The following is a 24,729-nucleotide window of genomic DNA, read 5'->3' as shown; positions in this document are numbered from 1 at the left end:
ACCCATTTGGTTTGAGTTTGATTGCCACTTAGTAGTATGTAATGAGCGCCTCTTCCATCGACACGAAAAGTCGTATTCTTCCAGTGGGCAATCTTATTAAGGGCATTGCGGAGACTGATAGTTGTAGACCTAGTGCGGTCAATTTTTTCTGCTCCATCATGGCAAGCTGTTCATCTATGGAGTCGCAAATAACCAAGTATCCGGTTCCTGCTTCCATCGGCTCAGATGCCAAGTTCCCTAGATCCTGTTCCCCGCGAAGTATCTCAAATAACTTTACCATGGTTTCCCAGGCAGCAATAGATTCTTTGCTTTGCTTTGCTTTTCAATGTTTTCTTCTGCTAAGGCAAGTTTAAATCTCGTGGAGTGCCATTTTAATTTAGATGTCAAGCCTCTGGCCCGATTTCGTCTTGGAATATGTCTGAAATGCGAAGTTCTCATGTTTGTTAGTCATCACCAAAGCGGGCAGTATAGCACGTGATTGATAGTAAATAATGCTTTTTAGTAGGCGGTCAGTGGGGAAGTAATCACAGAGTTAATTTATTGAGAGATAAACAGGCCATTTTGTATGACGCGGCGATCAGTAAGGAGATAATCATTTGGGATTAGTCTTGTCTCAATTATTCCACTGGTAAAGTTGTTTATGGTCGCGTGGCAATGGCATGTACCAACTGCGCGCATTCAGAACTGCCCCTTCCTCAGCTTCTCAGACACAGGGTGATCTGCTGCGATCTGCCGGGCCGCATGCAGCGGGGAGGGGAGCCGTAGGAATCCATCCCAGAGAGGTGCGTTCTTGCACCAATACCCAGCCTGCAGTGCCAGCTGGTCTCTGGTTCCGAAATTCCCTTCCTGGATCATTACGAACTCCGTCACGCCGAGCTGCTGCCACGCGTCTTTGAGCTCCGACTGCGTGACGTCGTAGCGCGTATGGTGGCGATGGGAGCGCACTTTGTTGAAGGTTCTGGAGTAGGACGTGAAGTAGTACACCAACTCCTGATGCTCGGCCTGGTGTACGCCGATCCGATTGCCTATGAACATTGGTGCCAAGGGCGAGAGAGAGTGCACACCGGTCATCTGAGCTGTTTGATTATCGGCGCGAGTGCGTATCAACCAGGCGTGTTGGGGAGTGGGCGGCAAGCCGTGACCTTCGCCATCGTTCATTCCTGGGTACAAGCGCTTTGCGCCGGCGTTGATGAAGATAATCAACGGGCTGTCCGCCACCGCAGTGGGTGCCAGCAATGCACGCGCGACTGTCAATTTGGCAGCCGCTTCATCGAGCAACGTAGGCGCTGCATGGATGGCGCAGAGCCCTTCACGGTAACTTTTCCATTCGCCTGGTTGACCTTCCGATCCATGAACATAGACCTGCAGCTCACGGGTATTGACCTGGGTTCGCGTGATGACGGGGAGGTACATGCCAAGCCGCGAGATGTAGTCGACAAATATGGATACAACGGTCGTTCCGGCAGGTATGCCTGAAGTGCGACCCAGCGGCAGCGGCAGATACCCGGTTCCTCGAACGGCATCGATGAGACTGTTGACCGCAGGGTAATCCTCGGGCTCCTTTGGCGTTGGAGACTTCGATTTACGTAGGCGACTTTTCAGCCCTGGAGCCATGCCCTTGGGCGAAGAAGCACCTTCACCTTCGGATTGGATGTGGAAGATGAACTGCGTCGCGATGCCATGTTTGGCACAGAGCGCCCGCAGAATATGCTTCGGATCGTTATCGTCCTTCGTGGCTACCTCGGGTGCCGTCTCGATGATCGCAGCGTCTGGTGCCATGGCAACCAGGCGTGGCAGCAATTCTTGGGTAAACCAGCGCTGAATCTCAATCGACTCAGCTCTGGTCGTCAGAATTCGCTGAGCATCTTTGCACTGGACTTGCTGCAGGATGACCTGGGGTTTTGGCTTCACTTTGAACACGGGCGACAGAGAGGGCAGGTTCTCGTAGGCCGTGTTGATGCGCATCATGATGTCCGTATGCGCGGTGACCACCGCGATTCGAATCGGGCGGGCAGCCTCAGCCGGAGGCTCGACTCGCTGAGCGATGAGCCGGCCCACGTACCGTGTCAGCATGGGCTTGGCTGAGGTCAGCATCTTCTGCATGTGAAAGCTTGCCTGGTCGAGAATGACCGTGCCAACGCCACTACCGATAGGTGATCCTACTGGGGCGCGAGTGTGGATAGGGCGGATCGCCCCTGCGAGCGAGATCTCATTGCCACCCAGTGCGGGCAGAACGCCTTCCCCCATGTGCTGGATGAACTCAGCGGCAGGGCTGGAATAGACGGTTTGAAACTGCCCCTCATCCGTTCGCAACGTCCGGATCTGGAACTTTGAAATCCCCCGATCGGTTTTGACCCAGGCCGAATGCGTGGTATGGCGCCACTCGGGCAGGATATGGCTCAGGTGAACCGTGACAGAGGCATATTTGCTGGGCACTTTATGCAGCAACAACAAGCCGGGAGAAATGGAGTGCATGGCCACTGCCCGGCGTTCACCACGGTTGTACAGCAGCGGGCTGTCCCACGCGAGCAATGAGCCGTCACTACAAACAGACAGGTTGAGCGGGACAGAAGAGTCCATGGGTTTGCTCGATAGCTGCTGCGCGAGCATCCAGGGGACGACCTTGTAAGCCACCGTCGCTTGCCGAGGGTCGTGCATGACCTCGGAGGCGTGGATCGAAACCGCACGGTCGGGTACCAGCAGATCGATGAAGTCCTTTTGCCCGGGCTCTGTCTTGCGCAGTATGTACTGGGCCCATATGTTGATTGCCCGGTTGAGCTTGTCTTGGTCGATGAGCTTGAGTGAGGCGATGGCTGGCACTGCTTTGGTCTTGAGCAACTGCGCGTTTACCCAGACTGGCCCACCTGACAGGTAGCAAAGGAACTCCTCCAGCCATTCAGTAGGTAGGTAAGGTTTCCCGAAATGATTGGTCAGTAGCTGCCATCCATTCATGAAATCCCGGGACGCATGGTATAGCTGGGCGGGTGGCAGCTCAGCCGGGTCGAACCGGAACAGGTTAGTCCTCAGGGAAATATTCATCGTCTAGCCCCTCAAGTTCTTGAGTGCCTGGCGCTTTCTGGGGGCCGGAAGCTTCGATGTACAGCATCATGGCTTCCACCAGGCCCGCATGATGGGTTGCAAACTCGCCCCAATGGCCATCCTCCTTGAGCTTTTCAATCGTGCGGCTCAGAAGCGTTGCCCAAGTGTAGCGGCTGTCAAAAAACGCAGCGTCAGCGAGGTAGCAGGTGACCGGCGTTCCACCGCGCCTGGCGCGGCCCACAAGCTGAGTCAGGGTCACCAGCACGTTCATGATGGTGTAGAACCGAATCGCCTTTGGCTGGCTGTAGAAGTAGGGAGGAGCGAGCCGTATTCCATTGAGTATGCGGTTCGCCATGGCGCGTTCCTCCAGCAGGGCAAGTCCGGGGCTGGCAGAGGGCAGAACACTTTCGCCGACGCGATAGCAAAGGTGCGCAAGATTGTTTGCCGCCTGGTCAGAGGAGGGCAAAGGCCTCACACAGACGACCACGCCACCTAGTGCCGACTTCGCCTCCTTGGTCACGATGTTGTGACCCCGCGCCATTGGGTAGATAGAGCTGACCAGCAACTGGACATCAGCATTGGGGCCACTAGCAAACTCGACGAGATCGTCGTATGTCAGCCTGTTGGCCAGCGGTAACCGCTCCTGTCGATCCGCTTTCTTACCGCCCCGTATCCAGGCGACCTTGTACAGGCCTGCAGAGATTTCATGCAGCGTGGAGGCGAGTTGTTCTGCCTCGGCATCACTCCCGGTGACCAGCAACAAACGAGCTCGGGCGCGGGTGTTGTCATCGGCTTCTAAAGCCTCCAGGCGGCTGGTGAGCCAGCCCCACAGTTCACTGGCCAGATCCCTGACATTCAGCAGCCGCGATTCGAGCCCCGCCCCGGATACGTGGACGGAGACGGGGACGTTTTCAAAGCGGATATTTCCCTTAGCATCTGGCACGTCAATAAGGGTCTTGGCGCTCAGGTCGAAACAACTGGCACCAGGAAAGAACGCGGTGGCACTGAAACCGATGAAGGTTCGATTCACGCCGGCATGGATCTTCGACGTGAGGTTGGGCAGATACTGAAGTGTCCGATGGGGATCGCCGGACAAGGCCACCACCTGGAGCGACCATGTATCACGACCGGACAACTTGCGCTTGAAGCCATAAACCACGCGCTGCAGCGGGCCCAGGGGCGTAGGGCTGAAAGGTGCTGACCCTGAAAGATCCTGCTGCACTCTCAGCGCTGCGGCCACCTTGGCGCGCGCCAGGACGGGAACGTCTGAGTACAGGGTGCGCAAACTGTCCTCAATAAAATGTAGGCTCGTTCTGATGACCAGCGCCGACTTGAGCTTTTCGAGCTTCGCTTCGTTCAGCTTCTGCCCCAGCTTCTTCTGCCTGGCCAAGTCCGCCAGCTGCTTACCGATGTTGACGACCACCTCGATCGGGCTTGGCTGCGCCTCGTTGTGAGAAAAGGTTTGCAAGAGCTCCTGCAGGGGTTTTAGGTGTTGCGGGATGCTTTGCTCCACATAGCCACAGACGCCATCAAGTAGTGAACGGTCGACGCCCAGGTAGTCGCTGATCATCTGGTCTTCGGCACGTTCCCATACAGTTTCTCGGTCAGGCCACTTGATGTGCTTCAACGCCAACTGCAATAGCCGCGTCGTATGCAGGATCACCGCATTGCAGCCCCTCTGAGCGCGGTAGTGGGTGGTGGCATCGACATCTGGAATGCTGTCTCGCCCAAAGATCTCCATATGCAGCTCAGCAAGGCTGCTGTGCTCAATGTGGTTGCTGAGCGGCAACTCGAACACGCTGGTGTCGATAGCGCTCAGCAAAAGGCCGTCAATTTCGTCGACCATGAACAACGAGGCTGATCGAAGCAACAGCTCAAGCAGACTTCGCGACTCGGAACCACTGCCTTCAACCGCTATGCGAGTTGTTCCAGAAATCAGTGCATGGTGATTCACAACCACGATGTCGGCTGCCAATGCCTGTTCGAGCATGGTGCGTTTGCCGCACTGGTTCAGAAACGGACAGCTGCGAATGCGTTTGAAGGTCTCTCGTCCTCGGCGCTCACCAGGCAATTGCAGATTGAAGCAGGGTTCCTCATCGCTACGACTCACGCTTCCGTCGGTCGCGCAGGCGTCCAGCAGGCAGCGATAGTCGTACGGGTGATCCTCTCGGCCCCGTGCGAGGTAAAAGTCGGCTGCACTGGCTATGCGGCGCTGTGAATGCAAAGGTGCGACTTTGAGGTGAGGTGCCACGACACTCACCGACCGTTTCAAGGTTTCAACCATGTTGCGCACGTCAGTCAGATTGGGAACTGCGATGACAACCCGGTGCCCCTGCAAGGCGCTGTCGATACCCATCAATCCCATGACCACGGTTTTGCCTGTGCCCGTGGGTGCGTTTACACGGTAGAAGTTCCCCGCGTCCGCCTTGACGTCCTCGTCGCTGCGCACGATCAAATCCAGCGACGCCTGATGGCTCTTGTGCAGGGGACTCAGCGGATCACTCCCAGCTTGATCCAGCGCGACAGCCAGCTTGCGCAACGAAGCTTTTTCCCAGCGGAAGGTTGCTACAGCAGGAGCGTCGATCAAGGGTAAGGCTGCATTCTCCAGCTTCAAGCGAGGACGCTGCTCTTCAGAGATGACGAAGGTGCGATAACCATCGGGTTGTGTTTCGCGCAGAACGATAGGGCCCTCAGTCGGCCACTTCGTGCACGTCGCGCCGGCGGATTCAGTCTGGAGGGTACGAAGCTTTTCCTCGATGAGCCCCTCAAGGTCAAAACCCTCTTTGAAACAGTAGACGTCGGTTTCCTTGAGGCGCGGCAGGATCACCTGGTCGTCATGGCTTTCAATGCCGGCCACTCGAAACGGCGCACCTGGGGCAAACATCACCCGTCCAACCTCTTCGAGAAATCGTCCGGTTTGATTGAGGTCTATGGGGCGGTACTTGATGAGGGTGATGATCTGGTCACGGGCTACCCCAGACGCGCTGGCCCAGCCGCTCCAAAGGTGAGGGCGGCCCACCAAGAAGACCTCGGCGTCGGCAAGTATCGGCTCTTTGCTTATATGCTTCACGGCCAAGGCGAGCGCCACGGTTGCGGCATTTTCTGTCAGTGTCGGCATAGTTTTTTCACCCAGCGCAGACACTGAGACTCAGACATGATCTGCCTGGGATCGAACTGCTCTTTCAGCGAGGGCACATACTGCGCCTGGTAATCAGGAATCACGATCACGGCCTTTGTCGGCGCGCTGCCGGACAGATGCTGGCCGAGATTCTTGGTCGAATGCCACACCTTGGCATCCAGCGAGTAGGTGCGTTCGTCAATCGTGAAGCGCAGATCGGCCTGGTCTACGTCTGGCCACAGCTCAGCGGTTAGCCCGAGTCGGGTGATGCGGTCACGCAGGCGCAGCTCTAGCAACCCCGGAATCAGCGTGAACGTCCACAATGCCGGGGTCAGCCTGTACTTGTTTTTTGCTGAGCACCCCTGGAGCACTTTTGAGGTTTTAACGCTCACCAGCTTCTCGCCCACCCACTGTGCAATCCCTACCGTTTGCTCGCACCAGTAAGCCCCGCAAGACACCGCACGGCGGCTAATTTCCATCGGCCAGCCACAGCTTGGACACAGGTAGACCTGGCCGGCTCGGATGAAATGCTCTGGTATCGGTTCGTACAGCGAGTTGAAGCTCACCTGCAGCGGGATCAGAAAGTCCAGGCTCCGATCAGCGTCAACGACGCCGTGATCGATCAGGAACATGCGGAACATTCGATATTCATCGTCGCCGTGAGGGCGTGTTCTGCAAAGGTCGCGAACATTCTTGACGGTCTGCTGGACGAGCTCCCAGCCTTGGCGGGGATTGTTCTCCATGGCTATGGCGTGACAAAGCATGGTGGGTTCGTCTGCAAACTGCAGGGCGCCCCGGTACCCTTGCGTAAAGCTGCTGTCCAGCCACTGCTCAAGGGGCAAGCTAAGGCAGGCAAGCAAGCTGGCGATCGTGCGGGGAGGGCATTCAGGCTCCAGCCACCATAGCAGGGCGCTGACCTGGCGCAGAAGATGGTGCCGCTCGGCGTGTTGGCGGGCATTAAGCTGCGCCGCCTTCACGATCAGGCCAAGCAAGCGTTGGGCTTCGCGATCCACCGAGTCCATAGGCCCCCCTTCACTGGAAGCATGTCTCTGCGGAGCATCGTGCTCTGCACGTTTCATTGCCTGATCAAGCAGGCTGGATCAAGATGGCTAAACCTGCAAGGTCACTCGGCAGGCGGGCCCTTTGGCGACACACGAAACGACGCCGGTTGCCTAGGCTTGCCATAGGTTAGAAAATGCTGAGCCGGCGCTGCGATACAGCGAACCCAGAAGGAGTTGCCCATGAGCACGTTGCCCCCTGACCAACAGATTCGTTATTTGGAAGTGCTCGATGCAGCAACGCGCCTGTTCGGCGGAGATCTTGATTCAGCCCTGAATTGGATGTCACGTCCCATTGACGCGCTGGGTGGTAAAACACCGGCTAGCATGATCACGACAAAACTGGAAACTCACACCATCATCGATTTCATCTGGCGCCTGGAGCATGGTTTCGTAGCCTGAGTGCCCTTGAAAGCCTCCATCGAGTTTGGGTTGCCTTTGCGCCGGGAGTCGCCGACCACGTGGGACTCGCTCCAATACCCGAGGCTCAGACAGCCTTGCCTCCGGGGACTCACTTAGATGCCACACAACACTCCCTCGATCCTCACTGACGAGGAGTTCGAGACCATGATGGGTTAACGTCGACACGGCAGAGGGCTAGATGCTTGAGCGATTGTTGCTGAACCGTACCCAAAGCAGCTCAGTGTCGTTCAGTCGGAACAGCAATGGTCGACTGATCGTCGTCAACCAATCGACGATGGCAGTCACTGAGCCACAAGCATGTGGCGGCTCAGCAACCGACGCCCACGACCAGCCCTTTAAGAGTAATAGACACATCTGCTTGATACGGTTTGTCTGGGCCTGTCCTACTTAGAGGCTGTAGATCTCTGCATTTATCCAGGTAGTGAGGATGCGGCCTCCATCAGTTTCTGAGTCATCACTGACCGTCTGTACGCATGCAACGTAACACCCTGCTCCCCGAGGCCAGCACGAAGTACCCACTGGTGGAATATTCGAGCAATTTTCACCCTGTGCAAAGGCCCAGGCCCGGTGCGACTTGGGAAAAGTAATTCGCCCGGAATAGCGTTCGAAAATTCCACGCTCCGCAAAACTACAGATTCTGTAGGGAAGTGAACGTCTTGACGATGAGAAGATTTGGATGCACGCAGAATTACGGAGTTACCAACTCCATGTTTTGCTCCAGCAACATCGAACGCTCGAAATCCTAATGAAAGCAGTTCGTGCAGTGCCATCTCCATTTTATTGCCAGAGTCGCGCGCTGCAATTGCGATCTGATTTAACTCGTCAGCAGTTAAGGCCCGTACTACAAGAGTGCGAGCCTGGGATTTGTCACGGTTGGAAGGTTTTGTAGCCATCTTGACTCCAAAAAGCTTGTGAACTGCCGTTAGGGAGGATTCTGTAAGGGGCGATTACTTATCTAAGTGCTGGTGCGCAAAGTTGTCAATATTTGATTTTCGTTAAGTTGAGCGTCTTTCTTGCCCAACCCCTTTGGCGACGGGGGCAGGCAGGGCACTGCAGCTCGACCGAGTGTGCTGACAGAGCCAACCTAGAGAATCGTGAAGCAATAATATCTATATATATCAATGGGTTAGTTTATTTTTGAATTTGCTCTGACTCCAGCAGATAGCCCTCTCGTTGGGTTTTGCCCAAATTGGGCAAAACCCATCACCTGTGGTTGAGCCCACCGTAGCAGGTGCTTAATCAGCGCCATAAAAACATGCTCAGCAGATGCCTAGGCGTGAACGGATAATCAATATTTCTCAAATTTAAATCGCTGGCCTTTATGATGCTGGCCAATATATATGCACGGTAAAAAATAGTTGCCATCCCGGATAATAAATGTTAGGTGTAATATAAAGAATTAATGTTGCTAGTCATGATAAACACAGCCGCCTATTCATACTTTCCAAGTGTTAATTTTTCAGCAAGCGAGTTGGCGCAGGCTCGCAACTTCTTTCCTGACCCTAAAGTCAGAACCACCTTGGATCAAGGGTTAAGGTTGTTTGACATGTTTATGGTCGTTACTAATTTGAAGCGAGAAAACTTAGATGACGAGCTAATAATGTCTAAATTTTGGGGCTTTCTATTGGTGGAGACCGATGTTGTTTATACACATGCTTGGTTGCTATTGACTAAGGTCAGACATGTTGCACACCTGTTGGGCATCAATGTTGATAGATTTCGTGATACTTGTGGTGCGAAAAAAGAGAAGGAATGTCGGCTTGCATATTCCAGGGTGCCAAAAAATTACATAAAACTTAAATACTATAAGGGTTGGTGGGTAAAATATCACGATGACAAGCCTATATTTATAAATCTGGTGGCAGTGCACCATCAATATGGTGAGGGCTTGTGTGAGAAGATATATCGGAGATGTAGAGACTACATGCAAAAATTCCCGAGAACTACTGGGGTCTCAAAAAATAGAAGTATCTCGATATTAATGAGGATTGTAACTGAGCACTTCTGGAATGTCGAAGAATTGCGCCTCCTTGAAAATCCTTTAGAAATGCACGAATTTTTTTCCACGACTTTTGACATCGAATATGATCGCTGGCTAGATCAAGGATTTAAGTCCAAGGTTTTCTTGAGTGATTGGCGTGCAATGATGCTAGTTGTTGAAGAGGTTTTTATTACGCATGGCTTCTTGCCGAAAAAGTTATTTGACTTCACGTTTCATGAACGTGTGGAACTGGCAGGGAATAATCCGTTTCAATCTCAAGGAGAAGACAAAGGAATTGTCAGTGCGATTACTGCTATTCCTTTGCATATTGAGAATGAGGACGCTGCGCAAAAGTTATATCATCAAATAAATAATGACGCCGCGAAGCTGAGAGCTGCTTGTGAGAAAGCTAGAGAAGCCACGCTTGCCAACCACAGGCGCCGGATCGAAGCGAGCAAGGTTGACGTAGACTCGCCTGGTTTTTGTGATACTTACAGTAAGGAAGAGCAGTCGTACATTATTCTTTGCAGGAAATGGGCGCAGCGACCCTATTTTACTGACGATGATCGGGAATTCGAAAATTACTTTGGTGCAAGTAAAACTTATGTGAGAAATGCGCTAGGCCTGCTGGATAGCACAACGTTGCTACCCTTTATTTATCTTCTAATTCTTGAGTGCCCTAGCATTACGGGCTCTTGGTTGAATAACCATCGTATCACAGATAAATTCGGACAGAGATTTGGCTTTGATGATGAACTCAACAGTGCTGTGAGTTCTAAGCCCAGGAGAGGGGCGAAACTAGCGCGTCAGGTGGTCAGGTCAACACCGAAGGCACGAGAGTTGTTTCCTGAAATATATGAGCTGACTGCTGAAGCACGGGAGTATTTGAAGCGCGAGAACGATCCGGCTTACCACTACACTTTTCTAAGCACTGCAACAGGTATAACACGGCCTAAAAGGATTCCAAAAATCAGAGGAATGGCTGTTCAAGGAAATGGGCAATCATTGCTGGCCATGCGTATTTTGGATCAATTTGGTGATCAAGGGTCAGTGATGCTTAAACGGATTTCCTTGAAAAGAGTAAGGGTCACCGCAGCCGTAATCGTTTATTTTCAAACAAACAGCGTGCAAGCCATGTCAGAGGCTTTGGGGCATGCAGATTATAACGTCAAGCTCATTGACAAGTATCTGCCAAAAGCGATACGTAAGTTCTATCTCGGGAGATGGATCCGGCTCTTCCAGAATGGGATGATTCTTGAGGCATTCCAAGGAACTCGATACTTGATGGAAGTAATGGACGTGAATTCACTCGATGAGATGAACGAGTTTATTCGCCTTCATAAATTGAAACCATTGCCCCCTCAACTTACCTTGGAGAACTGGCTTCCTGCAGATCAGCGAAATCCCTCCCAAACACAGGCTGAAGGCGTCCTGCCGGTAGAGTACGGTATATCGACTTTTATGATCTGCATTGATCACGTAATAGTTCAACTGCAGAACGCAGGGCGTGAGGTGCCGCAGGTGCTTGAATCATGGCAGCTACATGCGGCGTTCACACGGCATGCTGTGGAGCTTTACAAAACAGGTGAACTGGAAATGATTTCTGATGAGGTTGCCAACATCTTGTCCAGCATCGAACTATCAATTCCTCTTGTGGCAAATATTTACCAATGGATTGGTTTGGAATATTTGGAGGAAGCATGAAGGGTTCTAAAGAAACCAAGGATTATAAAAATGAAGATGTTCTTGAAGAAGATCAAGCCGATCTTGGCTCAATGCGCTATTACGAACGAAGGCTGTACCTTAAGCAGTTAAGAGATCAAGGAGGATTTGGCGATCTGGAAATGGACTTCCCCAGTTGGCTGGTTGAAGGTACGTCATTCGAATCCAATGTGTGGGAATGCCGATTCGGAAGTGAAGGCAATTATGTAAGAATGTCTGTGGATTTTAACGTAAGCTTAGAAGATGGTAGTTTGCTTACGGACGTTGCCAATGCTCAGTTGCTGAGAGGGTTCAAGGCCTTCTTGGCTGTGCAGTTGCATCCCAGGTACAACAATAACCAAAGGCGGCAAGGTGAAACAGAGGCCGAAATATTTAAATGCGGCCTTAAATTTGTCGATCATATACTGATGAATGGTGAGCGATTTCAGCTATCGAAGCTGGGGCTTAACTTGATGAGGAAGGTAGACTTTACGGACTACCTGATAAATCATACGAAATATCCCGCATCCACCTACCTTTACAGTTATCCAGCCAGGCTTGCAGTACTTCTCAGGAAAGTGTCTTCCGGTATCATGCCTAGTGATATTGAGTTGATCGCTGAAAGTTTTCCCTTCCTAGATGAGGTTTCACCGGAGTGGGAGCGTGAACTAGATTTAGATGATGACGAGTTATTGCGCGCGCGTGCTTATATTTATGAAAATGCCTTGTACAAAAATGTACTTGGAATAAAGCAGTACAATTCAGCCACCTTTACACAAATATTGTACAGAAATACGCTAGCTGGTAAAAGCCTGGTGCCGAAGACCTTTCCTGAATTAAATGAAGGTTTTACGTGGAAGACCGAGTTTCCGCCTGTCCCTGTTCGTAACGAGAGCACAGTTCCGGTTTCCAGAAAAATGCTGAGTAGGCATTTTAACGCTGTGCGACTAATGGGCTTGGCGCAACAGTTGGTACCCGGATTGAATTTTAATCTAAAGGTGCTAACCAAATTAACTTACCGCTCGGTATATAAAAGGATTCCCAAAAAGGTTGAGGGGAATTTTCGCTCCTTGCCAGGAGAGGTTGTATATAAGTTGATTCGCGACTCGCACGTGTATATTAGAAACAATGCGAGGGCAATATTCTGGAATGTTATTGCTCGCGCCATTGATAATAAGGTGCATGGCAGATATGTCAAGGCGAATCACCGATCAGCTTGTAATGACAAAATTCGGCGCGGAATGATGTCGAATGCTAATAAGTACGAGTGTTGGCTCACGCCGTTCTCAGAGCGAGATGAGGAGTACTATGAATATTTCAGGTCTGATAAAAGTCTGCATGACTCATTTGTAACGCTGATGGGGGCGTATTTAATAATACTCGGCGCGCTAACTGCAAGAAGGCAAAGGGAGTTGCTGGGAATGATGGAGGGCAATTGTTTAAAGCCAAACAAAAATCCTAACCTTCCCGAAAACAAATGCGTACAGTACGAAATCGGCTTCATGGCCGGAAAAACAGGTGATCGTCATACAAAGGAGTTTCTGATTGTACCCATCCCTAGGTTGGTAGCGAAGTTGTTGTGGACGCTTAAGGAAGTACATCAGGATTGTGTTCGGCTGGATTTGATTCCAAAAAATACTCCGCTACTTATTTTTATTCGGCCTGATAACTTAAGCTTTAGGCAGATGTGCCCCACAACTTACAATGCATGTTTGAGTACTATTTGTGATTTCACTCAAACACCCACGGTCGTATTGGAAAGCGGGCAAGTAGCACGCTTCTATGTCAGGCAGCATCAGTTGAGGCGCTTCTTTGCTATGGCTTTCTTTGCGGCTGCTGGCTTCAAAGACCTCGATGCTCTCCGTGCATTTTTGGGGCACAGTGATATTCAGCATCTTTACACATATATAGTGGAGATTACGCCAGGTGCTATGCTTCAAAGTGTGAAGACGGAAGCCCTTGCGAAAGCCGTGCTAGCTAAGGATTCGAGTATTGAACACCTTAACACTGTCAAGTATGCATTGTGTAAGATGCATGAGCTTCACGATCTGAGTATTAAGACCATCCCTGAATTGCGCATGATTTTGGAGAAAGCTGCTGCATGTGAGGATGCACCCAGTGCCGAGGAGTTGGCCAAGTTATCTGATTCCGAAATTTACTCAAACCTTAAGCATCTTGTAGCTTCGAAACTGATTGACCTTGTTCCTACACGTGCATGCCTGATGACCAGCAATGGTGTGCAGGCCGATATCCATCTGATGGTGAGGGTAAATCATTGATGGATGGCAAGCGTAGGGCCACCAAAGCCTCAGTTGTTCAGCTAATTGAACTGCTGACCCAAGCAGCAAATATACCTTCCGAATTTTCACAAGATGACCCTCTGCGGGAAGCTGTCAAAACTCAAGTGAAACTGGCTGCATATTGCAACGAGGAGCGAGGTATTGTCGGATGTAGCCTTAATACTTTCAAGGCACTGGCTTGCACTCTAGGGGAGGGCTTTACAGGGGTTGAAGCCTTAAGGATTAAGGCCGAAAAAGCCCTCAGTCGACGTCCTAGGCCACGTGTCGCTAACTCTCGCAGGGATTTGCAGGAGAAGAAGGCTAGCCTTCAAAAAATTATAGCGTCTCAAGATCGAGATTTGCAGCAATTGAGTCTTGTGATCAGCGAAATGAAAAGTCTCTGCAATCACTTGGTTGATCTGGACTTGATTGATAGGAAAGCCTATTACGAACTTGAAATAAGCAGAATCAATCAGATGCTGCAGAAAAGGAGGAAATAAATGACTGACTCACAGTTGCATCGCCCACTTCCTCCCGGAGCCAAGCTGAACGCCGGATTGACTTATGACGCCGATATAGGGGAGGATGCTGAGGGCATTCCATGTTTTTATTGGACTAACGGACAATATTGCTTTGAGGTGAACTCGTACATTCTACATATGTGGGTCAATGAGAAAAAGTCCCTGACCAATAAAGGTGGCTCACTCAGGCAAGATTGCATGCTGCTCAGCCATTTGATTAGGTTTGTAGAGAAAAACCGACTTAGTTTCCTGCGGCTGACTGATACTTATTTTACGATGTTTATAAAGGGATTAAGCGCAGATGTCGATGAGCACGGTGAATTAGCTCGTCAACCCAGTATGGTACGATCTATTGGCTCGCGCTGCTTAGATTTCTTATCTTACTGCGGTGAATTTTTTGACTTGCCGGATTTTGTGGCACTTGGCGGAGTCATTCGTGGAGTTAAAGTAGATGCCGCCATGCGAAGTAAGCACAAATCGACCTGTCGTCGAATCGCTTGGTATCATCACTCTTTTCCTGTTTCCTCAGAAGACGGGCGCAGAGAGCCTGTTACTGACAGTTCAATAAAAGCGTTGAGGGTCGCTGCCAGGAAGCAGCCATTAAAGAAAGGCGCGAGATCCAAGATAATTATTTCGGTGCTGATAAATACTGGGTGCAGGCGTATAGAGGCCGCTCGCATCACTGTGCCGGATATTATGGAGGCATACCGATCAGGTTTGAGTCATCCATTACTGCGTGTGCCGTCCGCTAAAGGGCATAATGAGTATCGATTTGTGCCTGTACCGCACGTAGTTCTTAAGTCCTGGGTCGACTACATAACAGACTTTCGGATACCTATGGTTGACGATTGGTGTGCTAGGCATAAGAAAAAATTTGATGATCATGGCTTTCTTTTTATTTGTATAAAAAGTTGTCAGCCGCTCTCCATAAATACACTGACGAATGAAATTGGCGACCTTAAAAAGCTTGCCGGTCTTGAGGTGCGTTCTCACCCCCATATGTTTCGTCATCGTTTCATTACGGACAAATTTAAAGAACTCATTATTCAGTACGATCTTCAAAATACTGATGTGATGCGCCGGGCTCTTGCCAATTCTGAAGTAATCAAAAGGGTGCTTCAGCAATGGTCAGGGCACAAGCTTACGGAGAGCCTGGATCGCTACATTCATCTTGCGTTCAACGAATTGGCCCGGATGGAGAAGGTAGTAGAAGGGGTGTTCGTTGAGGCCTCTGTGAAAGCCCTGGATGCATTGCTCGAAGAGTATTACGAGGACTGGCAAGCGGGGCTGATCTCTGCGCAAGAACAAGCGGAGCGGACGAACAAGGCCGTGAAGGACTTCCTTCGCACCCGGGGTAAGCATTGACCAAGCTGGTGGGCTGCTCGCCTGTAAAAGATCTCCGGAGAAGATCAGACTCACGCCTTGGAGGCGAATGCTGCACCAATGGCTGTCAGGGCCCACCGGGAGCTAAGTCTGTACTCAGGGCGCGCTCCTGGCCCCTTTGTACCGCGCTCAGCCGTCATGGCATTATCGAGCCAGACGAGAAGCCTGACGAAGGAAAGAACGATGAACCTCAAGGGAAGAGATGGAGTAGAAGTCACGATCCCAGATGGATGCCATGGACTGGAAGGTCGCGACGGGAGAATGGTGGCTATCCCCAAAGGTGGCCATGGTCTCCAAGGGCGCGATGGACGCATGGTTGGGATCAGGCCGGGCGGTCATGGCCTTGAGGGTCGAGATGGAAGGATGGTTGCGATTCCCAAGGGTGGTCACGGCCTTCAAGGGAGAGATGGACGCATGGTCGGCATACCTCCAGGTGGACATGGCCTTCAGGGGAGGGATGGGCGTATGGTCGCCATCCCGAAAGGTAAGCACGGCGTGGAAAATGAGAAGGGCAGGATGCAGGCGAAGGGCTAGCCGCTCCGGAGACCCAGCCTCCATTCCCTCAGCTATGACCACAATCAGCAAGCGAAGCTGGTTCGCATGGTGAGCATCAACGCACGGGGTCGGGCCCAGCGATCAATGGTTCAGATGCAGCTCCGGCAGGCTTATCCTCTAAAGCTCGAAATACGGCGCCGCAGATCTTTGGTTTACAAAGCCCGGGGTCAGAAGCCTCGTGCCGGTAGGTTGGCTGGTCTGAATGCGGTGGAGAGTATTGATGGATAAGTGGCAGGGAGGGGATTGGGGTAGGGCGATTTTGAGAGAGGTTCAGGAGCAGTGAGTTAGGTCGATTATCTCGGTTATTGCGTTATCTACCCCCTGAGTAGGCTGCGAGATTGATGTCAGTTACGCGCTCAAAGCACTGGAGCTCAATGTTGAAGAGGGTAGGGTTTTGATCAAAATCGGGGGGTTAAGTGGTTCGTCTAGGAAAACGTTGAGGTCTTGCATGAGAATGTCTCACTGTTCCATCTGTGGGACAAACTAGCGCATATTTGCCGCCTTATCACCCATTACTCATATCTGTAGGATTCTCTCCATCGTGATCGCCCAACGCTGCGGTCTTCAATCACAGGAGAGTCCCATGAAACTGTTGCACATCGATTCGAGCATCCTGGGCGACAATTCCGCCTCCCGCCAGCTGAGCCGTGAAGTGGTCGAAGCCTGGAAAGCCGCTGACCCAAGCGTGGAGGTGCTGTACCGCGACCTGGCCGCCGACGCCATTGCACACTTCTCTGCCGCGACCTTGGTAGCCGCAGGTACCCCTGAGGACATGCGCGATGCAGCCCAGGCCTTCGAGGCCAAGCTGAGCGCGCAAACCCTGGAAGAATTCCTGGCCGCCGATGCTGTGGTGATTGGTGCGCCGATGTACAACTTCACCGTACCGACCCAGCTCAAGGCCTGGATCGACCGCGTTGCCGTTGCCGGCAAGACCTTCCGCTACACCGAAGCGGGCCCGGAAGGCCTGTGCGGCAACAAGAAAGTGGTACTGGTGTCCACTGCCGGTGGCCTGCACGCTGGCCAGCCGAGCGGCGCCGGGCATGAAGACTTCCTGAAAGTGTTCCTGGGCTTTATCGGTGTCACCGACCTGGAAATCGTTCGCGCCCATGGCCTGGCTTATGGCCCGGAGCACCGCACACAAGCAATTGATGCTGCACAGGCGCAGATTGCCAACGCGCTGTTTGCTGCTGCCTGAGCCAGTCCGTAACCGCCAGCGTGAACATTGGGGGAGCAACCGTCAGGCGTGCTTCAGAATGTTGGCGGTGTGATCACCCAGATCACCACGGCATCCACCTCACCGGGGTTGCCGTAGCGGTGCGGCTCCTGGCTGGAGAAGCTGAAACTGTCGCCTTCACCCAGCTGAAAATGGCGTTCGCCCACCCACAGCTCGAAGCTGCCGCTCAGGATGTAGCCGGCTTCTTCGCCCTCATGGCTGTAGCTTTGCTGGCTGTAGGTGCCCGGGGGGAAGCGCGAGTGCAGGATCTCAAGCTGGCGGTTGGGCTGGGGGGTGAGCAACTGATCGACGATGCCATCTTCATAGTGCACGCTCAGGCGGCTGTTGCGCCGCACGACATAGCCCTGGTCCTCGGGCGCAGGGGTGGCCTCGCTGGCGAAGAACCACTGGATGGTCACGCCCAGGCTGCGGGCGATGTTGAACAGTGCCGGGATTGACGGGTAGGAGAGGTTGCGCTCCAACTGGCTGATGTAGCCGGCGGTCAGCTCACTGTGCGCAGCCAGCTCCGCCAAGGTCATGCCGCGGCGCTTGCGCAGGCCGCGGATGCGTGTGCCCAGAAACTGCGGCGCGGCGCCTCCGGCTTCGCTGGCGGGGGGCAGGGGGAGTTGGCTCATGCACGTCGGTCCATCGCAAAAGCCGCAGTATGTACAGCCTCAGAGCGACCAGGCAACCGTCAGGCCGTCGTGAATCGCTTCTTCGGCGGTACGTGGTGCCAGGCAGTCGCCAATGCGCCGCACTTCTACCAGACCGGCCAGCTCGCTGGCCAGGCTGTCTTGCGGCTGATGGCCCATGCACAGCACCAGCGTGTCGATGCCTTCGAAGATCATGGGTTCGCCGCTGGCGGTGTGCTCCAGGTACACCGTGTTGTCGTCGCTGCCGTACAAGCGCGCGTAAGGGGTGACAGGGATGCCCAGGCGATGCAGTTCGCCGGCGAGCTGGTCACGCACGTAAAGCGGCAGGTTCTCGCCGCAATGGGTACCGTTGACGGCCAACTGCACCTGGTGCCCCTCGCGTACCAGGCGTTCGGCGATGCCAGGGCCGATCCAGTCGCAGCGCCAGTCCATCACCAGCACCGAACGCCCCAGCTTCACTTCGTTACGCAGTACTTGCCAGGCGTCCACCACCTGCAGCTCGCCGCTGCGCTCGAACGCCGGCCAGTAGTGGGTGGCACCGGTAGCGGCAATGACCAGGTCGGGGTGTTCGCGTTCGACCAGGGCGCGGTCCACCCGGGTGTTGCGCACGACTTCGACACCGGCAAGGGCCATTTCCCGTTGCAGATTGGTACTGGCCCCGCCGAACTCGCTGCGCCGCGGTAGCAATTGGGCCAGCAGCACCTGGCCACCGAGCTGTGGGCCGGCCTCGTACAGCGTTACGTGGTGGCCGCGGGCGGCGGCCACGGCGGCAGCCTTCATGCCGGCGGGGCCGCCACCGGCGACGAGAATGCGCTTGGGCGTTGTGGTAGGCGTCAGCTGCCCATACTGCAATTCACGGCCGGTTTCTGGCCGCTGGATGCAGGAGATGGCCAAGCCGCGATGGAAGTGACCGATGCAGGCCTGGTTGCAGGCGATACAGGCGCGTACATCTTCGACCTGGCCGCGTTCGGTCTTGCTCGGCATCAGCGGGTCGCAGATCAGTGCGCGGGTCATGCCGCAAACATCGGCCTGGCCGCGTGCCAGGATCAGTTCAGCTTCCTGGGGCTGGTTGATGCGCCCGGTAACAAACAGGGGTATGGCCAGCTGTTGCTTGAAGGTGCCGGCTTCTCTGGCCAGATAGGCTGGCTCGATGGCCATGGGCGGGACTATGTGCACGGCGCCGCCCAAGGACGCCGATGTGCCGGCGACGATGTGCAGGTAGTCGAGTTGGCCCTGCAGGGCAATGGCTGCGGCCAGCGACTCGTCCTCGCTCAGCCCTTGGCTGTCGCGCTCGTCGGCGCTGATGCGCAGGCCGATGATGAACTGCTCGTCGGTGGCGGCGCGCACGGCGGCCAGCACCTCACGCAGAAACCTCAGGCGCTGTTCCAGATCGCCGTTGTAGCCGTCGCTGCGCAGGTTCACCCGCGGGTTCATGAACTGTGCGGGCAGGTAGCCATGGCTTGCCACCACTTCGACGCCGTCCAGCCCAGCCTGGTGCAGACGCCGGGCCGCACAGGCGTAGCCCTGGACAATTTCGTCGATCATCGGCTGGTCCAGTGCGCGCGGCATCACCCGGAAGCGTTCGTTGGGCACCGAGGACGCAGAGTAGGCAACCGCTAGCAGGCCGTCTGCCGATTCCATGATCTCCCGGCCGGGGTGAAACAGTTGCGACAGCACCACGGTGCCGTGTGCATGGCAGGCTTCGGCCAGCTGTCGATAGCCGTCGATGCAGGCATCGTCGGTGGCCATCAGCACATGCGAGGTGTAGCGGGCGCTGTCATGCACCCCCGCAACCTGCAGCACGATCAGGCCGACGCCACCGGCTGCACGGTCGCGCTGGTAGGCGATCAGCTTGTCGTTGACCAGGTTGTCGGTGGGCAGGCAGGTATCGTGGCCGGTGGACATGATGCGGTTCTTCAAGCGCTTGCCGCGGATCTGCAACGCTTCAAACAGGTGAGGGAAGGCGGTCTGCATACAGGCGGCTCCGGTGCGGTGTTGTTCTTGTTTTGTGTATGAAAGTGTAGCTCCAGTAAAAAATCAACTTGTTTTTTTACTGGTGCGCGACTAGGTTTTCATCACCCTCAGCGCGAGGGCGTGACCTCACAACAACAAGAAAAACGGGCCCTTGGGGGCACCGGCAGGAGGAAACTTAGATGCAGACAATTGCACGTGTTGCTGGCCTTTGGGCAACGTTGCTGGCCGTTGGCCTGGGCACTGCGCAAGCTGCGCCGCAGATGGTCGTGGTGGGCTATGGCGGCGCCGGCCAGAAGGCTCAGGACGAGGCAATCTTCAAGCCCTTCAGTGCCCAGGATGGCAGCAAGCTGATACAGAGCGAATACAACGGCGAAATGGCGCGGATCCAGGTGATGGCCGACACCGGCAACGTCGATTGGGATGTGGTGCAGATCGAGGGGCCGGACTTGATGCGTGGCTGTGAGGAAGGTATCTACGAACACCTCGACTGGCAGCGCTTGGGCCATGCCGCCGAGCTCATACCCGACGCGGCGCAGGATTGCGGCTCGGCTGCGCTGGTGTGGAGCGTGGCTATCGCCTACGACCGCAACAAGCTGGCGCAGGCACCGGCCTCGTGGGCCGACTTCTGGGACGTGAACAAGTACCCAGGCAAGCGCGGCTTGCGCAAACGTGCGGTGTATAACCTGGAGTTTGCCCTGCTGGCCGATGGGGTCAAGGTAGAGGACGTCTATCAGGTGCTGTCGACGCCGGCCGGGGTTGACCGTGCATTCGCCAAGCTCAGCGAACTCAAGCCCTATATCCAGTGGTGGGACGCCGGCGCCCAACCTGCGCAGTGGCTGGCTGCAGGTGATGTGGTAATGACTTCGACCTACAGCGGGCGCATCGCCGTGGCGGCGCAGCAAGGCAGCCCGTTGGCCGTGGTCTGGCCTGGAAGCCTGTATGGCATGGACTACTGGGCAATCATCAAAGGCTCGCGGCATGTCGACCAGGCCAAGCGGCTGATTGCCTATGCCAATCAGCCGGATACCCAGGTGCGGTATGTGCAGCAGATTCCCTATGGGCCGACCAACACCCAGGCAGCCGTCAGGCTTGACCCGGCCCTGGCCAGTTGGGTGCCCACTTCGCCGCAGAACTTGCAAGGGGCACTGGCGATGAATGTGGAATTCTGGGTCGACCATGGCGAAGAGCTGGAACAACGCTTCAATGCCTGGGCGAGCAAGTAGTTTCAAGCCTCCTCATCTATAGAGATAACCACCATGATCGCAACGGAACAGCGCTTGCGCCGGGAACTGGCTGCCTGCTATCGGCTGATCGCGCACTTTCGCATGAGCGACCTGATCTTCACCCACATTTCCTTGCGCCTGCCCGGGCCGGAGCATCACTTCCTGATCAACCCGTACGGGCTGCTGTTCGAAGAGATTACTGCCTCCAGCCTGGTAAAGATCGACTTGCAGGGAAGGCCAGTGCAACCTTCGCCACACCCGGTCAACCCGGCCGGCTTCGTCATTCACAGTGCTATTCATGCCGCTCGTGATGACGCCCAGTGCGTGCTGCACACTCACACCCGCGCGGGTTGCGCGGTAGCCGCGCTGGAGTGCGGCCTGTTGCCGGTCAACCAGATGTCCATGGAGTTTTACGGCCGGGTGGCTTACCACTCCTACGAAGGTATCGCACTGGATATGGACGAACAGCAGCGGTTGGTTGCCGACCTCGGCGACAAGCCGGTGATGATCCTGCGTAACCATGGCCTGCTTGCTACAGGGCGCAGCGTGGCCGAAGCATTCTTGCGCATGTTCTACCTGGAGAAGGCCTGTGAGATCCAGTTGGCAGCGCAGAGTGCCGGTCAACTGATACTGCCGCCGGCCGCAGTGTGCGTGCATACCGAACGGCAGTTCAATGAGCCGGAGCGGGGGTTGAAACAGGGTGAGCTGGCCGACCCGGATGCGCTGCAGCTGGCGTGGGCAGCGTTGTTGCGAATGCTGGAAAAGGTGGCGCCAGGTTATCAGGATTGAGGCTGCGACCCGCTGATTTGGCAGGGGTGTGTCAGGCCCGGCACTGGAACGCCTGCGAGGTCACGGCGGGAGTACATGTGTTCTCCTGTGGTTGGCCCCGTACTGGGGGCCAGTAACAGTCACTGTTGCGCAACGACGGCGGGTAACTGTGCTGGTCCGCTTTTGAGGAATAGCCTTATGCTGTAACGAAATATGTCCACAAAGCCTGTAGAAGGAAGTCGCAATGCCGCTCAAGGACCTGCTCATTGCCCTGGTGGTGATTGTCGCCTGGGGAGTCAACTTCGTGGTCATCAAGGTTGGCCTCGACGGCTTGCCGCCGATGTTGCTGGGGGCGCTGCGCTTCCTGTTGGTGGCGTTTCCGGCAATCTTGCTGGTCAAGCGGCCGAAACTGCCTTGGCGTTGGCTGATTGCCTATGGTGCGACGATTTCGCTGGGCCAGTTCGCGTTCCTGTTCCAGGCCATGTACAGCGGCATGCCGCCGGGCTTGGCCTCGCTGATCCTGCAGTCACAGGCTTTCTTTACGCTGGGGTTCGCGGCACTGTTTTTGGGTGAACGGCTGCGCCTGGCCAGTGTGTTGGGGCTGCTGATAGCAGCCAGCGGCCTGGCGTTGATTGGTAGCGAAGATGGTGGCCATGTACCGCTGCTGGCGTTGGTGCTGACCTTGTGCGGTGGTGCCATGTGGGGCATGGGCAACATCATTACCCGGCGTTTCGGCTCGGTTGACCTGGTGGCATTGGTGATCTGGGGCGGGCTGATACCGCCACTGCCGTTCCTGGCGTTGTCCTGGTGGCTGGAAGGGCCTGAGCGCATTGGCCATGCCCTGGCCAATATCAGCTGGAGCTCGGTGCTGGCACTGGTGTACCTGGCCTTCGTCGCCACCATGCTTGGTTACAGCCTGTGGAGCAAACTGCTGTCGCGCCACCCGGCCGGCAAGGTGGCACCGTTCTCGCTGCTGGTACCCGTGATTGGTTTGAGCTCGTCGGCGTTGTTGCTGGGCGAACGGCTGACCGCAATCCAGGGCTGGGGTGCCTTGCTGGTAATGGCGGGGTTGCTGGTGAACGTATTCGGCGCGCGTATCGGGCAAAGGTTGCGGGCGGTCACCGCGTAAGCCGCACAAATATGCTGCTTGGCGCTCTGTTAGAATCGGCCTCTTTATCCAGGTCAGCGGAGCGCTTTCATGATCATTACCACGACCAGCCAGCTCGAAGGTCGCCCGATTGCCGAATACTTGGGCGTCGTCAGCTCCGAATCGGTGCAGGGCATCAACTTCGTGCGCGATTTCTTTGCGCGTTTTCGCGACTTTTTCGGCGGCCGCTCGCAAACGCTGGAAAGCGCCCTGCGTGAGGCGCGTGAGCAGGCGACCGAGGAGCTCAAGGCGCGGGCACATCAGTTGCGAGCCGATGCGGTAGTGGGTGTGGATTTCGAAATTAGCATGCCGTCGGTGCAGGGCGGCATGGTCGTGGTATTTGCCACCGGCACCGCGGTGCGGTTGAAGTAGAGCGGTCTGCCACTGGTCGGCTGTCGTGCGATTGTCCGGGTGGTCCGCAAATGACCGGCTAGTCTCTTTTTTACAGGCCGCGTTTTCTGGGCGACTTTTCTGGTTGCCGGCGCGACTGCCACTGGAGGGAGACAGGGCATGAGCGAATCCTTTTTCGAAGACCTGAATGATGCGTTCCCGATCAACAGCCAAGTGCGTTGCGGCCAGGCGGCCTTCCGCCTCGGGTTCGCCCACATGACGCTGGATGATTCCGAACAGCTACAGCCTGCACACCTGCAGCGCAGTAAAAAAGGCCGCTTCATGCCGCGGGTTCCGCTGAAGAAGTGACCCCGCCCCAGTACATAACCCCGCCCAATGGCGGGGTTTTTATTGCGCTTTGTTGATCCGGCTCATGGCATTGCCGGGTAGCGCTCGCCGGCTGGCCAGGGTTGTGGTCTTCTGTCGTGGCATTCCAGCGACGGAGGATCGAATGCTCATGCGAGTCAGGGAACAGACGTATTGGCAGTGGGCCGACGCCCAGTTGCACAGCCGCAGCCACAACGAAGCTCTCAGTGACGGCACAACGCTGGATGTGCAGGTGCGCTTGTCACGTCTGGGGGCGACTCAGCTGTTTTTAGGGCTGTATGGAGCCGATGGGCGGGCAATGCTGGAGGAGTACTACCCTGCGCGGCCCGGGGAGACCATGACCCGTGCCTTGGTGTGGGGTGTGGACCGTGCCCGTGCGATGGCTACCGGTGCCCTGCCATTGCCGCAAAGCCGTTGCCGACGGCGCCAGGCATGAAAAAGCCCGGCCTATGCGGGCCGGGCTCAGATAAAGGTGAGAACCCTCAGTTGAGCGGTTCGATCACCTTGACTGCCTGCCGCTCACGGGCGGCGGGCCATTCTTGTTGCAGGGTCTGCAGCACGCGGCCGACGAATTCGGTATCGGCGGCGGCCTTCTTGCCGACGTAGCCCTGGCCACGGCGGTAGACCTTGAAGCGGGCACGCATGCTGGGCAGGTGCTCTTCGAATTCATCTTCGATCGTATTCGGTGGCAGGCGGTCGAGCCGCACCTCACCGGTTTGGCTAACCCACAGCAGGTGGTCGTCAAGGCTGTCCTTGCGTACAGCGAACAGCTGCGCCAGTTGGTCGATAGTCGGATTGTTGTTCAAGTTCATCATAAAGCCCCCATTACCCATTCGTAGGTGATTTTCACAGTTGGCGCTACCACGGTGTAGCGCACTACCAACGCTGCTACAGCAGCATCGCAACAGGGGCTTTCTCACGCTGCCTTTTGGACAGTTCCCTCTCCACGGACGGCCTGCGTTACCGCGCAAGCCGT

General features: G+C 55.1%; 18 protein-coding genes. 12 read left to right on the top strand and 6 right to left on the bottom strand.

Features of this window, described 5'->3' with window-relative positions; translation table 11 throughout:
* Positions 1–678 precede the first annotated feature (678 nt).
* Genes ACK1VC_RS06540 through ACK1VC_RS06530 form a run of 3 tightly spaced genes read right to left on the bottom strand, consistent with a single transcriptional unit; the run spans position 679 to position 7,179 of the window.
* Entirely contained in the window at positions 679–3,039 is a 2,361-nt protein-coding gene (locus ACK1VC_RS06540) for an RNaseH domain-containing protein (protein WP_197884330.1), read from the bottom strand.
* Positions 3,017–6,157, bottom strand: a complete 3,141-nt coding sequence (locus tag ACK1VC_RS06535; RefSeq protein WP_191087645.1) for a hypothetical protein — start codon at positions 6,155–6,157, stop codon at positions 3,017–3,019. Before ACK1VC_RS06535 ends, ACK1VC_RS06540 begins: the two co-directional genes overlap by 23 nt.
* Positions 6,145–7,179 carry a restriction endonuclease-related protein gene (locus tag ACK1VC_RS06530; RefSeq protein ID WP_191087646.1) on the bottom strand — a complete coding sequence of 345 codons (1,035 nt, stop codon included), beginning with the start codon at positions 7,177–7,179 and terminating at the stop codon, positions 6,145–6,147. Before ACK1VC_RS06530 ends, ACK1VC_RS06535 begins: the two co-directional genes overlap by 13 nt.
* A 192-nt stretch (positions 7,180–7,371) precedes the next feature.
* On the opposite strand from ACK1VC_RS06530, the gene ACK1VC_RS06525 reads away from it, so the two are divergent.
* The 6 genes from ACK1VC_RS06525 (at position 7,372) to ACK1VC_RS06500 (ending at position 17,253) form a co-directional block, all read left to right on the top strand.
* Complete coding sequence (locus ACK1VC_RS06525; protein WP_224372555.1) at positions 7,372–7,617, top strand: antitoxin Xre/MbcA/ParS toxin-binding domain-containing protein; 246 nt, start codon at positions 7,372–7,374, stop codon at positions 7,615–7,617.
* Positions 7,618–9,052: 1,435 nt separating this feature from the next.
* Positions 9,053–11,323, top strand: a complete 2,271-nt coding sequence (locus ACK1VC_RS06520; protein WP_191087648.1) for a hypothetical protein — start codon at positions 9,053–9,055, stop codon at positions 11,321–11,323.
* Positions 11,320–13,599 (top strand): hypothetical protein, encoded by a 2,280-nt coding sequence (locus tag ACK1VC_RS06515; RefSeq protein ID WP_449117882.1) that lies wholly within the window; start codon positions 11,320–11,322, stop codon positions 13,597–13,599. Before ACK1VC_RS06520 ends, ACK1VC_RS06515 begins: the two co-directional genes overlap by 4 nt.
* Positions 13,599–14,099, top strand: a complete 501-nt coding sequence (locus ACK1VC_RS06510; protein ID WP_191087650.1) for a hypothetical protein — start codon at positions 13,599–13,601, stop codon at positions 14,097–14,099. Before ACK1VC_RS06515 ends, ACK1VC_RS06510 begins: the two co-directional genes overlap by 1 nt.
* Positions 14,100–15,485: a tyrosine-type recombinase/integrase gene (locus tag ACK1VC_RS06505; RefSeq protein WP_191087651.1), complete on the top strand. Its 1,386-nt coding sequence runs from the start codon at positions 14,100–14,102 to the stop codon at positions 15,483–15,485. It abuts the gene before it with no gap.
* A 1,156-nt stretch (positions 15,486–16,641) separates the two neighbouring features.
* Positions 16,642–17,253, top strand: a complete 612-nt coding sequence (locus tag ACK1VC_RS06500; protein WP_023049322.1) for an FMN-dependent NADH-azoreductase — start codon at positions 16,642–16,644, stop codon at positions 17,251–17,253.
* 53 nt (positions 17,254–17,306) lie between these two features.
* Here the strand turns inward: ACK1VC_RS06500 and ACK1VC_RS06495 are convergent, their stop codons facing one another.
* Together ACK1VC_RS06495 and ACK1VC_RS06490 are read right to left on the bottom strand one after the other, a co-directional pair.
* On the bottom strand, positions 17,307–17,906 hold the full coding sequence (locus ACK1VC_RS06495; protein WP_016486514.1) for a helix-turn-helix domain-containing protein: 600 nt from the start codon (positions 17,904–17,906) through the stop codon (positions 17,307–17,309).
* A 39-nt stretch (positions 17,907–17,945) separates the two neighbouring features.
* Positions 17,946–19,898, bottom strand: coding sequence for an oxidoreductase (locus ACK1VC_RS06490; protein ID WP_191087652.1), 1,953 nt, complete (start codon positions 19,896–19,898; stop codon positions 17,946–17,948).
* 179 nt (positions 19,899–20,077) lie between these two features.
* On the opposite strand from ACK1VC_RS06490, the gene ACK1VC_RS06485 reads away from it, so the two are divergent.
* The 6 genes from ACK1VC_RS06485 to ACK1VC_RS06460 all read left to right on the top strand — a co-directional run bounded on the left by ACK1VC_RS06485 (position 20,078) and on the right by ACK1VC_RS06460 (position 24,189).
* Positions 20,078–21,121 (top strand): ABC transporter substrate-binding protein, encoded by a 1,044-nt coding sequence (locus tag ACK1VC_RS06485; RefSeq protein ID WP_191087653.1) that lies wholly within the window; start codon positions 20,078–20,080, stop codon positions 21,119–21,121.
* Between the two features lie 33 nt (positions 21,122–21,154).
* Entirely contained in the window at positions 21,155–21,910 is a 756-nt protein-coding gene (locus ACK1VC_RS06480) for a class II aldolase/adducin family protein (RefSeq protein ID WP_016486517.1), read from the top strand.
* Between the two features lie 223 nt (positions 21,911–22,133).
* Positions 22,134–23,018 carry an O-acetylserine/cysteine exporter gene (locus tag ACK1VC_RS06475; protein ID WP_016486518.1) on the top strand — a complete coding sequence of 295 codons (885 nt, stop codon included), beginning with the start codon at positions 22,134–22,136 and terminating at the stop codon, positions 23,016–23,018.
* Positions 23,019–23,087: 69 nt separating this feature from the next.
* The gene (locus ACK1VC_RS06470) at positions 23,088–23,408 is read left to right on the top strand and encodes a YbjQ family protein (protein ID WP_016486519.1); all 321 of its coding nucleotides are present in this window, start codon (positions 23,088–23,090) and stop codon (positions 23,406–23,408) included.
* A gap of 138 nt (positions 23,409–23,546) precedes the next feature.
* A complete protein-coding gene (locus ACK1VC_RS06465; protein ID WP_003253897.1) occupies positions 23,547–23,735 on the top strand; it encodes a hypothetical protein in 189 nt (62 codons plus the stop codon).
* A 142-nt stretch (positions 23,736–23,877) separates the two neighbouring features.
* The gene (locus ACK1VC_RS06460) at positions 23,878–24,189 is read left to right on the top strand and encodes a hypothetical protein (RefSeq protein WP_016486520.1); all 312 of its coding nucleotides are present in this window, start codon (positions 23,878–23,880) and stop codon (positions 24,187–24,189) included.
* A gap of 46 nt (positions 24,190–24,235) precedes the next feature.
* Here ACK1VC_RS06460 and ACK1VC_RS06455 read toward each other — a convergent pair whose 3' ends face one another.
* Positions 24,236–24,568, bottom strand: a complete 333-nt coding sequence (locus ACK1VC_RS06455; protein ID WP_016486521.1) for a hypothetical protein — start codon at positions 24,566–24,568, stop codon at positions 24,236–24,238.
* Between the last annotated feature and the right edge of the window lie 161 nt (positions 24,569–24,729).

Source organism: Pseudomonas sp. XP2 (assembly GCF_053557975.1).
The sequence above is the reverse complement of the archived record's forward strand: the minus strand, read 5'-3'. Positions and strand labels throughout refer to the sequence as shown.